Here is an 11438-nt window from a genome sequence, read left to right on the forward strand (position 1 = left end):
ATTATGTATACACTGACCGAGCCGCCCCGGATCCCCGAGCCGTGATGCGCATGCCTGCGTCCAATATGCCCCCTGCCTATATCGACCCCGCCACCGGCGCCTCCTACCCGATCGAGATGCCGCGCTGGCGCGGCGAGTCGGGCGGGCCGCTGATGATCTCGCCGCTGCCCGGGATCGACCGGGGGCAGATCGACACCGGGCAGCGCTCGCTCTGGCGCTACGCGGCGGCGCTGCCGGTGGCGGTCACGGATCCGGTCTCGCTGGGGGAGGGCTGCACGCCGCTGGTGCGCCGGCCCTGGCGGGGGCGCCAGGCCCATTTCAAGCTCGAATGGTTCGCCCCCTCGGGCAGCTTCAAGGATCGCGGCGCCTCCGTGATGCTGTCGATCCTGCGCCAGCAGGGCATCGACGCGGTGCTGGAGGATTCGTCCGGCAATGGCGGCGCCGCGGTGGCGACCTACGCGGCCGCCGCCGGGATGCGGGCCAAGATCCTGGTCCCGGCCTCGACCTCGCCGGCCAAGACCGTGCAGATGCGCGCCGCCGGCGCCGAGGTCGAGCTGATCCCCGGCACCCGCCAGGACGCCGCGGACGCGGCCGTCCGGCAGGCCGAGGACATCTTCTACGCCAGCCACAACTGGCAGGCGCATTTCCTCCAGGGCACCAAGACGCTGGCCTACGAGCTGTGGGAGGACCTGGGATTCACCGCCCCGGACGCCGTGATCATCCCGTGCGGGGCGGGCAGCAACGTGCTCGGCTGCGACATCGGCTTCTCGGAGCTGCTGCGCCGGGGGGCGATCGCCCGGCTGCCGCGCCTCTACGCGGTGCAGCCGGCCCAGTGCGCGCCCCTGCATGCCGGCTTCCAGGCGGGGGCCGAAGACTATGTGGCGGTCACCCCGCGCCCGACCTTGGCCGAGGGCGCGTCCATCGCCCAGCCGGTGCGCGGCCGGGCGGTGCTGGCGGCGCTCCGCCGGTCCGGCGGCGGCACCGTGGCGGTCTCGGAGGCGGCGATCGAGGCGGCGCTGATGGAGCTCGTGCGCTCCGGCCTCTACGTCGAGCCGACCTGCGCGATGGCCGCGGCGGCGCTGACCGACCTGACCGCCAGCGGCGCGATCCGTCCCGACGAGACCGTCGCGGTGGTGCTCACCGGCACCGGCATCAAGGCGACGCCGCGCATCGCCGAGCTTTTGGGTCTCGCCCCGTGACCCGCTGAGGCGATTGCGAAACGAAAAAACGCCCGACCAGGAGGAGACACCCCATGCGCAACAACATTCCCGCCCGCGTCGGCATGCCGGTCGAGGAGGTCGACACCCCCTGCCTGATGGTCGATCTCGACGCCTTCGAGCGCAACGTCGACAAGCTCGGCCGCTTCATGAAGGAGAACGGCCTGCGCCACCGGGCCCACGCCAAGACGCACAAATCCTCCGACATCGCGACCGTGCAGATCGAGCGGGGCGGGGCCTGCGGCGTCTGCTGCCAGAAGGTCAGCGAGGCCGAGGCTTTGGTCAGCGCCGGCATCCGCGACGTGCTCGTCTCGAACCAGGTCGTGGCGCCGCAGAAGATCGAGCGCCTGGCCGCGCTGGCCAAACGGGCGCGGGTGCTGGTCTGCGTCGACGACCCCGGCAATGTCGATGACCTGTCGGCGGCGGCGGTCAAGTACGGCGTCACCCTCGAGGCCCTGGTGGAGATCGATGTCGGCGCCGGCCGCTGCGGCGTCGCCCCGGGCGAGCCGGCCGTGGCGATCGCGAAAAAGATCGCGGCGGCGCCGGGGCTCACATTCGCTGGGCTGCAGGCCTATCAGGGCCGGGCGCAGCACGTGCGCGACTACGCCGAGCGCAAGGCCCTGATCCAGACGGCGATCGACGACACGAAGCGCACCGTCGACCTGCTGAAGGCCGAGGGGCTCGATTGCGCCATTGTGGCGGGCGCCGGCACCGGCAGCTTCGCCCTGGAGGGCGGCAGCGGCGTCTACAACGAGCTGCAATGCGGCTCCTACGTGTTCATGGATGCCGACTACCAGCGGGTGAAGGATGCCAGCGGCCAGCCGATCGGCGACTTCGAGAACAGCCTGTTCATCGTCACGTCGATCATGAGCAAGGCCAAGGCCGATGTCGCGATCTGCGACGCCGGCCTGAAGGCCCAGAGCATCGACAGCGGCCTGCCCCTGGTGTTCGGCCGGAGCGACGTGGAATACGTCAAGTGCTCGGACGAGCACGGGGTGATCAGCGATCCCGGCAACGTGCTCAAGCTCAACGACCGCCTGAAGCTGATTCCGGGCCATTGCGACCCGACCGTCAACGTCTACGACTGGTATGTCGGCGTGCGGGACGGCCGGGTCGAGGCGGTCTGGCCGGTCACCGCCCGCGGCATGACCCTGTAACGGGTTCCCAAAGGGCGAGCCCTTTGGCGGGGTGTCGGGGCGGAGCCCTGATACATCACGGCAGGGCGCTGCCCTGCACCCGCAAAAGGTCGCAGACCTTTTGAAACCATGACCTTGGAGATCGTCACGCCATGCGCTTCATCTCGGAGGAGGAATCCGCCGCCCTGGTCGATCACGCCCTGGCGTTCGCGGCGGCCCGGGAGGCGCTGATCGCCGCGGTCGCCCCCGGAACCACCCTGTTCCCGGCCGTGCTGGGCCACGGCTCGGAGCCGGCCAACCGGTTCTCGATCAAGTCGGGATCGACGGCCGACTATGCCGGCCTGAAGGTCGGCTCGTTCTGGCCAGGCAACCCGGACCGGGGCCTGCCGCGGCACAATTCGGTGATCCTGCTGTTCGACCAGGCGGTCGGCCGGGTCGACACGGTGATCGAGGCGGGCCGCGTCAACGCCTACCGCACCGCCGCCGCCGACGCGGTGGCGGCGAGCGTCCTGGCCCGGCCGGATTCGGCGGTGCTCGCCGTGTTCGGGGCCGGCAACCAGGCGGAATTCGAATGCGCGGCGCTCGCCCGGATCCTGCCGATCCGGACCGTGCTGGTGGTGGCGCGGGATCACGACAAGGTCGCGGGGTTTGCCGAGCGCCTGCGGGGGCAGGGGGCCGCGGTCGAGGTGCGGACGGCCTCCGCGCAGGAGGCCTGCCGGGCCGCCGACGTGATCGTGACGGCCACGCCCGCCCGGGCGCCTCTGTTCGAGGCCGATTGGGTCCGCCCCGGCACCCATGTCGCCGCCATGGGGGCGGATGCCAAGGGCAAGCAGGAGCTGCCCCCGGCCCTGCTCGAGCGGGCTGCGCTGTTCTGCGACCTGCCCGAGCAATCGCGCACCATCGGCGAGTTCCAGCACGCCCCCGCGGCGGCGGAGCTGCGGGCGATCGGCGCCGTGCTGGGGAGCGGGCAGGGGGCCCGGACCGACCCCGAGGCGATCACGGTGTTCGATTCCTCCGGCATCGCCCTCCAGGACCTGACCATCGCCCGGGCGATCCTGGCAAAATGGGTTTCCAAAGGGCATGAGCCCTTTGGCGGGTAATCAGGGCGGAGCCCTGATGAAGACGAGCAGGGCGCCGCCCTGCACCCGCAAAAGGTCGGAGACCTTTTGAAACCAGGATTGCGCATGCAGGACAGGCAGATCCGGGTCATCGGCATCGGCACGGGCGATCCCGAGCACCTGACCCTCCAGGCGGTGCGGGCGCTCTCCGATGTCGACGCGGTGTTCGTGCTCGACAAGCGCGCCGAGACCGCCGACCTCGTGGAGATCCGCAAGCGGATCTGCGCCGCCCACATCTCGAAACCCCACCGGGTCGTCACCGTCGAGGATCCGCCCCGGGAGCGCCGCCCGGCCGATTACGGCGCCACCGTCGAGGCCTGGCACGCGGCCCGGGCCGAGCGGCTGGAGGCGGCCTTCGCGGCGGCGCTCGAGGACGGGCAGGTCGGGGCGATCCTGGTCTGGGGCGACCCGGCCCTCTACGACAGCACCCTGCGGATCCTCGACCGCATTGCGTCGCGCGGGCGTCTCGCCCTGACCTGCGCCGTGATCCCCGGCCTCTCCAGCGTGCAGGTCCTGGCTGCCCGCCACGGCGTGCCGCTGAACGCCATCGGCGGCCCGGTGCTGATCACCACCGGGCGCCGCCTCGCCGCGGGCTGGCCAGAGGATGCCGAGAGCGTCGTGGTGATGCTCGACGGCGATCCGAGCTTCGCCCATCTCGACCCGGATCTGACGATCTACTGGGGCGCCTATCTCGGCAGCCCGGACGAGATCCTGGTCTCCGGCCGCCTCGGCACGGTCGGCGACGAGATCCGGAAGGTCCGGGCCGAGGCCCGGGCGCGGCATGGCTGGATCATGGATATTTATCTGCTCCGGCGGCTCTGAGCGTGAGAGGCCGCCCTCCCGCGCGGCCCTGAATCGCTGCGCTGCGCGCGCGGGTATCCCACGCTCTCCCCTCATCCTGTGCGCGCCGCGCGCTCCTCCCCCTTGTGGGGAGGAGTGGGCGGTGGGGGTGGCTCACGAGGCACCCTCACGCGCGATCCTGCACCACCCCCACCCCTGGCCCCTCCCCGCAAGGGGGGCGGGGAAAAGCGCGGTGCTTCAAACGCTTGCTGCCGGAACGCTGTGTGGATCGGCAGGGACGCGGGGAGAGCGTGGGAGGACCCGGGCCAACGCGCCCCGTGAGAACGCCGCCCCCCGCCGTGACCCCGCCGCCACGGACAGGACGGCCCGACCCGGCTAGACCGCCGCCATGCTGCGCTTGCGGGACTACCAGCGCGCCAGCCTCGACGCGCTCGCGGCCGCCTGGGGGCGGGGAGGGGGCGACGCGGCGGCGCCCGGCCATCTGGTCGTGCTGCCCACCGGGGCCGGCAAGGCCCTGGTCATCGCTGCGTTGGCCCAGGAGATGGTCACACAAGACCCCCTCGCCCGGGTGGCGATCGTCACCCACAGCCGCGAGCTCGTCGCCCAGAATTTCTCGGAGCTGACCCGCTACTGGCCGGAGGCGCCGGCCGGCATTTTCTCCGCCGGGCTCGGGCGGCGGGAGGCCGGGGCGCAGGTCCTGGTCTGCGGCATCCAGTCCGTGGCCGACCGGCTCGACGCGGTCGGCCCGCGCGACCTCGTGATCGTCGACGAGGCGCACCTGATCCCCCGCGCCGCCCAGACCCGCTACGGCCGGTTCCTGGCAGGCCTGCAGGCGCTGACGCCCGGGATGCGGGTGGCGGGCTTCACCGCGACCCCCTACCGGCTCGATTCCGGCCGGCTCGACGCCGGCGCGGGCCGCCTGTTTTCCGGGATCGCCTACGAGGCCGATACCGGCGACCTGATCCGGCGCGGTTTCCTGGCGCCCCTCGTGTCCAAGGCGACGCTCACCCAGCTCGACGTCTCCGGGGTCGGCCGGCGCGGGGGCGACTACATCCCGGGGGAGCTGGAGGCGGCGGTCAACCGCGCCTGGATCACCAAGGCCGCCGTGGCCGAGCTGACGGAATACGGCAGCGGGCGCCGGGCCTGGCTCGCCTTCTGCGCCGGCCTCGCCCATGCCGAGGCCGTGCGCGACGCGGTGCGGGCCGAGGGGTATTCCTGCGAGACGGTCTCGGGGGAGACGCCCCGCCGGGAGCGCGACCGGATCGTGGCGGCGTTCCGGGCAGGCAAGATCCGCTGCCTGACCTCGGTGGGCGTGCTCGGCACCGGCTTCAACGCCCCGGAGGTCGACCTCGTGGCCCTGCTGCGCCCGACCCGCAGCACCGGGCTCTACGTCCAGCAGGTCGGCCAGCCGCTGCGCTGCGCCCCCGGCAAGGAAGACGCGCTGATCCTCGACTATGCCGGCCTGGTGCGGATGCACGGGCCGGTGGACGCCGTGACGGCGCAGAGTGCCGCCCAGGTGCTGGCCGGGGCAGGGGGCCTGCGCGCCAAGCCCTGCCCCGGCTGCGGCGCCCTGATCGCCCTGAACGCCTCCACCTGCGAGGCCTGCTGGACCGAGCCGGAGACGGAGGAGGAGGGCGCCCCCCTGCACGACGCCGCGGCCGAGGACGAGCTGCCGATCCTTTCGGCCGACATCACGCCCATGGTCGAGCCGGCCGGCCCTGCCCCGGAGGCGGAGGCGCCCTGGCATCCGGTGACGGATCTGACCCTGGAGGCGGCCCCGGACGGGCTCGACCTCGTGCTCGGCTGGCGGGACGGCGCCGCCGCGGCCGATTGGCGGGTGCGCCTGCGGCCCGAGCGCAGCGGCTACGAGCGGGAGAAGGCGGTGCTGTGGTGGCGCGGGCTCGGCGGCGGGCGCGACGCGCCCATGGATGCCGCCGGCTTCCTGGACCAGGCCGAGTCCCTGGCCCGGCCGGCGGCGATCCGGATCCGGCCCGGCCGGCTGTCGGACCAGATCGAGTGCCGCGCCCAGGACGGCCGGATCTTCGCCGACCAGAGCCGGCTCGCCGGACGCGGCGCATGACGCCGCCGCGGGGAGGGCGCTTTGGCCCGGGTTCCGCGAACCGCCCTCACCCGGTCCCGTCGCGTGGCCGCTTGCCGGGCGGAGCCGCGCCGCCATTCCGCTGCGTCGTCACGCGGCCGCACCAAGGGTCGGGCCGCGCTCCGGATCTGCCCCAAGCCCGGCCACCTAGTCGGCCATCTGGCATGCCAGGCCCCCTCACCCGGTCGGATCGATCGGTTTAGTTCCATAATATATCTTATGCGAACTTTGGATCTGGGTCGGGAGGGGTGTGGTTGGGGCCGATGGCAGGGTCCGGGATGTCTCCTGACGGCCCTGGCGCAGGATCCGGGCAGCAGCCTCCAGAACCACACCGTCATCCCGGGGCCGCGTAGCGGAGCCCGGGATCCAGATCCGCCGACAGGTCGAGGTCGTGCGGGCGATCGGCGGCTCGCGATCGGCGCTTCCGACGGCCTCGTCAGGGCCGGGCTCGCTTGCTGAGCTCTGGAATGGCGCGCTGGAATGGCGCGCGCGCGTTACGGCAGCCGGGACCGCAGCCAGCCGAACAGGCGGCGCCCGGATAAGCGGGCAGGCGGCATCCGGATTGTGGGCGCGGCCCCCTCCTCCGGGATCGGGCCTTCGTGGAAGCGCGCGCCGAACGACCAGAACTGGTCCCGCTTGGTCCCGATCATGCCGAGGCCCACGGGCTCGCGGTCGACCCCCGGGCGCATCCGCCCGCCGGCCCAGACCCGCTGCCAGCAACCGCGCCGGGACAGGTCGGCGTCGCGCCAGCCCAGGCGCCCGTGCCCGGCGACGGCGAAGATCCGTTCGCCGCCGAACGCCTCCGGGATCCACACCCAGGTCGAGAACACGTAGGCCCGGTCGGTGCCGAGGCCGGCCGGGTCGACCGCCCGCGTATAGGCGCTGAGCGCCAGATTCGGGTGCCGCCCGGCATGCCGGCGCAGGCCGCCCGGCAGCGTCAGGACGTCCGCGAAGGCCCCCGCCCCCAGGTCGGTCGGCGCTTGGCCGTGCTCCAGCGCGTAGGCGCTGTCGATGAGCTGGATCCAGGGTTCGAGATCGACCTCCCAGGCCTGCTCGGTGGGGGCGAAGCGGCGCACCTGCCCGGCGATCACCCGGTCGGCGACCCGCCTTGCGGGCTCCGGGCGCCAATCCGGCCCGGCCTCGGTGACGCGCAGCAGCGTCGAGGGACCGTGCGCCCAGACCGCCTCGGCCAGGCGCTCGAACGCGGAATCCGGGGTGTCGCGGCCGAGCTTGCGCACCAGGATCTTCGACCCGTCGGCGAGGTCGTCGAGCATCTTGCGCTTGAGATGGGCGAGGCGGCCGTATTCGCGCTCGACCAGCACCGCCGGGTCGATCGAGCCGGCGGCATGGCCGGTGTTCGCCCAGATGTTGTAGGCCACGCTGTGGCAGTAATAGGTGCCGCCTTCGCTGACCGCGATGCGCAGGTCCCCCGGCACGCCGAAATCCGCAAATCCGCAGCGCAGGCCGCGGATCAGGTCCGCCATCGGCGTGTAGGAGAACCGCAGCAGCCCGGACGGCTCGACGCCGCCGTAGCGCTGCACGAAGCCGAACTCGCAATTGTCGCCCAGGCTCCGAAACCCGTGGAGCCGCTCCGAAAGCCTCGCGGCCGCCGCGTTCCTCATCCCGGTCACTGTCGTTCGCTCTGATCCACCGAGCCCTTTCGCGACAGATCGCGGTGTCCGCCCGGGTTTGTCCAGCCCCGTCCGCGCATGGGCGCCGCCGGGGAGCCGGCGCGACCGGCCCGGGAGGAGGGGTCTTTTTGGGGGCCGGTGCCGTGGAGCCCCCTCCCCGGCCCCTGGCGGGATCACGGAACGCGCTCTCCTCCCCCTTGCGGGGAGGAGTTGGAGGTGGGGGTGGTGCAGAAGGCACCGTTCCGTTCGAGCCTGAACCACCCCCACCCCTGCCCCTCCCCACAAGGGGGAGGGGAAAACGCACAGTGCTTCAAGCGCTTACTGATGAATGCGACGGGTGTGCCCCGTTGCCCGGCCTCAGGGCGCGATGGCCGCCTCCAGGGTCTGCAGGCTCGAATCCGTCCCGATCGCGTGGCCGGTCTCGGCGAGCCAGCGCTCGGCGGTGGCGCGGCCGAGGTCGCGCAGGGAACCGATCGTCGACCAGCGGGTGTCGAGCTTGCTGATCTCGCCCCCGGCCAGCGCGCAGGGCGCCTGCAGCAGGTGGATGTTGATGTCGGCCACCGCCCGCATCCGGGCATCCTCGGTCTGCGTCTGCCGGGCGTAACTCTGCAGCTCGGTCAGCGCCTTCAGGTCGCGCATCAGGCAGGCGTTGAAGCTGATGTCGCTGACCCGCCCGGCGATCTCGGAGGGCATCAGCCCGATCGCGTCGGTCACGAACGGCGTCAGCTGCAGGACGATCAGGTCGGTGGCGCCGTGGCCGTTGAACACCAGCGGCTCCAGGGCCGGGTTGGCGGCGTAGCCCCCGTCCCAGTAGCGCCGGCCGTCGATCTCCACCGGGGCGAACAGCTCCGGCAGGCACGAGGAGGCCATCAGCGCCTTCAGGGTGACCTCGGGACCGGTGAACAGCCGCGCCGCGCCGGTCAGGATGTCGGTGGCCGAGACGTAGAGGGGCACCCGCTCCTGCCGGGCGACGGTCTCGAGATCGATGCTGGCGCGCACCACCGCCTGGAACAGGTGCATGTCGCGCAACGTCGGCAGGAACGGCGAGACATAGGCCGAGGCCTCGCGGAACACGGCCAGGGACCGGGCGACGAACGGGTCCAGGAAGGGGTCGAAAGAGGCCCCGAATCCCTCGAAGCCGCGCAGAGGCGAGCGCTCGGCCGTGGCCCGCCACAGCCGCTCCAGGCCCTCCCGGCCGCCCGCATCGCCGCCGGTGGCCAGCCCCGCCACCAGGGCGGCGCCGTTCAGCGCGCCGGCGCTGGCCCCGCTGACCGCGACGATCTCGATATGCTCCTCCAGCAGCCGGTCGATCACGCCCCAGCCATAGGCGCCGTAGGAGCCGCCCCCCTGGAGCCCGAGGGCCACGCGCGGTTTCATCTCTGCCATCGTCCCTGCCGATCCTGCGCATGCAGCGCGCCAGCGGGAACGCGCCGGCGCCCGAATTGCTGCACCGCCGCGGACCGGTCCGGTTCGAGACCTGTTACGACAGTCATGGTTTCAAAAGGTCCGAGACCTTTTGCGGGTGCAGGGCGGAGCCCTGCGAACCTCAGGGGCTTCGCCCCTGAACCCCACCGAAGGGCCGCCCGCCCTCTGGAAACCCATGCGTCCGTGAAGACCACCCGAGATCACGCGGTCGAACAGGCCCTCAGGCGGCCCGGGACTCCGCGTCCAGCCCCCTCCCCGGCCCCGGAGCCCGGAACCGGGCGAAGCGCAGGGCGAGCTCCGGCAGGATCGCCAGGGTGAGCAGCGTCGCGGTGACGAGGCCGCCCAGGATCACCAGCGCCATCGGGCCCTCGATCTCCCGGCCGGGCTCCCCCGCCCCGAGCGCGAGCGGCAGCAGGCCCAGCCCGGTGACCAGGGAGGTCATCAGGATCGGCACCATCCGGTCGGCGGCGCCCTCCACCGCGGTGGCCCGGTCCCAGGGGCGGCCCGCCTGCACCAGCTGCTCGTAATGGGCGATCATCATCACGCTGTTGCGCAGGCTGATGCCCGACAGGGTGACGAAGCCGACGATCGACCCGAGGGAGAGCACGCCCCCGGTGAGCACGATCGCCGCCACCCCGCCCAGCCCCGCGAAGGGCAGGGTCACCAGCACCAGCAGCAGGTTCGCCCCCGAACCGGTGACCACGGCGAGCAGCAGCACGATCCCGAACCCGGCGAGCGCGGCATGGGCCAGGAGATCGGTGCGGGCTCGGGCCTGCGCCTCCGCGGCCCCCGCGAAGGCGACGTAGACGCCCTCCGGCAGCCGGACCGACCGGGCGATCTTGGCGCGCGCCGCCGCCACGAAGCCGGCCACGTCCCGGCCCTCGACGCCCGCGGTCACCGTCTGGACCCGCTGGGCGCCCTGGTGCTGGACCTGATAGCGGCCGGTGCTCTCGTAGATGTCGGCGACCTGGGAGAGCCGGACGTAGCGCCCGCCCGGATTGCGCAGGGGCAGGTCGCCCAGCGCGCTGAGCCGGCGGGCCACCGGGGCGTCGAGGATCACCAGCACGTTGAACACCGCGTTGCCGACATAGGTCTGGCCGACCGTGTCGCCCTGGTAGGCGGTGCGCACCGCCTCCAGCACCTCGATCGCGTCGAGCCCCCAGTGGCGCAGGTCCGCGGGGCGCAAGGCGGCGGTCACCTGCGGCAGCCCGGCCGGGGCGGCGAGCTGCACGTCCCGGGCGCCCCGCACCTCGGCGAGCTCGCGCGCCACCGCCCGGGCGGCGGCCTCGATCCGGGCGAGGTCGTCGCCCACGAGGTTCACCACCACGGGCGCGGTGTGGCCCGAGACCGTCTCCTCGATCCGCTCGGTCAGGAAGGTCTTGAGCGAGAAGGCCGCCCCCGGGAATCCGGCCGTGAGGGCGCGGATCCCGGCCTCCGCGGCCCGCTGGGCGGCGCCGTCGAGGCCGGGTTCGAGGTCGATATGGATCTCGCGGTAAGGGGGGCCGGCGGTGTCCTGCCCCGCCTCGGCCCGGCCGATCTGCGCCGCCACGGTCCGGACCCCGGGGATGGCCTTGAGGCCCGCGGTGATCAGGCCGCCCAGCCGCTGCGATTCCTGCAGGGCGGTGCCGGGGGAAGCCGCCATGTGCAGGATCAGGTGCCCCTCCTTCAGGTCGGGCAGGAAGCTGGCGCCCAGCCGCGGCACCAGCGCCATCCCGGCCAGCACCGCCAGCGCGCTCGCGGCGATCGCGGTGCGCGGCGCCCGGCCGATCCCGGCGAGCAGCGCCCGGTAGGCCGCCCGGCAGAGGCGCACCACCGGCGGGGCGGCGGGCCCGGCCCCGGGGCGGCCGGGCCCCCCCCGCAGCATCCGGGGGGGGGCCGGGGGGCCCCTCCGCGGCCCCACCAGCGAGGCCCACACCGCGGGGGCGTAGGCGGGCGCCAGGGGGCCGGACAGGCGGGCGGCCCCGGCCGGGGGCGCCCGGCCCCGGCGGGACACCCCCCGCACCCCCCCGGGG

General features: G+C 73.2%; 8 protein-coding genes. 5 read left to right on the top strand and 3 right to left on the bottom strand.

What is annotated here, in order from left to right:
- The first annotated feature begins 50 nt into the window (after window positions 1–50).
- The 5 genes from AO398_RS09545 to AO398_RS09565 all read left to right on the top strand — a co-directional run bounded on the left by AO398_RS09545 (window position 51) and on the right by AO398_RS09565 (window position 6352).
- Window positions 51–1199, top strand: coding sequence for a pyridoxal-phosphate dependent enzyme (locus tag AO398_RS09545; RefSeq protein WP_244498707.1), 1149 nt, complete (start codon window positions 51–53; stop codon window positions 1197–1199).
- A 53-nt stretch (window positions 1200–1252) separates the two neighbouring features.
- Window positions 1253–2374, top strand: coding sequence for a DSD1 family PLP-dependent enzyme (locus tag AO398_RS09550; protein ID WP_058191806.1), 1122 nt, complete (start codon window positions 1253–1255; stop codon window positions 2372–2374).
- A gap of 131 nt (window positions 2375–2505) precedes the next feature.
- Window positions 2506–3453: an ornithine cyclodeaminase family protein gene (locus tag AO398_RS09555; RefSeq protein ID WP_058191807.1), complete on the top strand. Its 948-nt coding sequence runs from the start codon at window positions 2506–2508 to the stop codon at window positions 3451–3453.
- Between the two features lie 84 nt (window positions 3454–3537).
- Window positions 3538–4293, top strand: coding sequence for a precorrin-6A synthase (deacetylating) (cobF, locus tag AO398_RS09560; RefSeq protein WP_058191808.1), 756 nt, complete (start codon window positions 3538–3540; stop codon window positions 4291–4293).
- A 367-nt stretch (window positions 4294–4660) separates the two neighbouring features.
- Window positions 4661–6352, top strand: coding sequence for a DEAD/DEAH box helicase (locus AO398_RS09565; RefSeq protein WP_058191809.1), 1692 nt, complete (start codon window positions 4661–4663; stop codon window positions 6350–6352).
- 512 nt (window positions 6353–6864) lie between these two features.
- Here the strand turns inward: AO398_RS09565 and AO398_RS09570 are convergent.
- From AO398_RS09570 to AO398_RS09580, 3 genes are all read right to left on the bottom strand, one after another.
- Window positions 6865–7992 (bottom strand): hypothetical protein, encoded by a 1128-nt coding sequence (locus AO398_RS09570; RefSeq protein WP_244498708.1) that lies wholly within the window; start codon window positions 7990–7992, stop codon window positions 6865–6867.
- A gap of 366 nt (window positions 7993–8358) precedes the next feature.
- Window positions 8359–9387, bottom strand: a complete 1029-nt coding sequence (locus tag AO398_RS09575) for a patatin-like phospholipase family protein (protein ID WP_058191811.1) — start codon at window positions 9385–9387, stop codon at window positions 8359–8361.
- 259 nt (window positions 9388–9646) lie between these two features.
- Window positions 9647–11438: efflux RND transporter permease subunit (locus tag AO398_RS09580; RefSeq protein WP_160329322.1), on the bottom strand; the 1792-nt coding region annotated here is incomplete at its 5' end.

The sequence above is a fragment of the Methylobacterium sp. GXS13 genome (assembly GCF_001455965.1).
GTDB lineage: Bacteria > Pseudomonadota > Alphaproteobacteria > Rhizobiales > Beijerinckiaceae > Methylobacterium.

What these genes read in the sequence shown, in the direction of transcription:
- AO398_RS09565 (WP_058191809.1), top strand. Translation starts at nt 4,661, where the DNA reads ATGCTGCGCTTGCGGGACTACCAGCGCGCCAGCCTCGACGCGCTCGCG.
- cobF (WP_058191808.1), top strand. Translation starts at nt 3,538, where the DNA reads ATGCAGGACAGGCAGATCCGGGTCATCGGCATCGGCACGGGCGATCCC.
- AO398_RS09570 (WP_244498708.1), bottom strand. Translation starts at nt 7,992, where the DNA reads ATGAGGAACGCGGCGGCCGCGAGGCTTTCGGAGCGGCTCCACGGGTTT.
- AO398_RS09550 (WP_058191806.1), top strand. Translation starts at nt 1,253, where the DNA reads ATGCGCAACAACATTCCCGCCCGCGTCGGCATGCCGGTCGAGGAGGTC.
- AO398_RS09575 (WP_058191811.1), bottom strand. Translation starts at nt 9,387, where the DNA reads ATGGCAGAGATGAAACCGCGCGTGGCCCTCGGGCTCCAGGGGGGCGGC.
- AO398_RS09555 (WP_058191807.1), top strand. Translation starts at nt 2,506, where the DNA reads ATGCGCTTCATCTCGGAGGAGGAATCCGCCGCCCTGGTCGATCACGCC.
- AO398_RS09545 (WP_244498707.1), top strand. Translation starts at nt 51, where the DNA reads ATGCCTGCGTCCAATATGCCCCCTGCCTATATCGACCCCGCCACCGGC.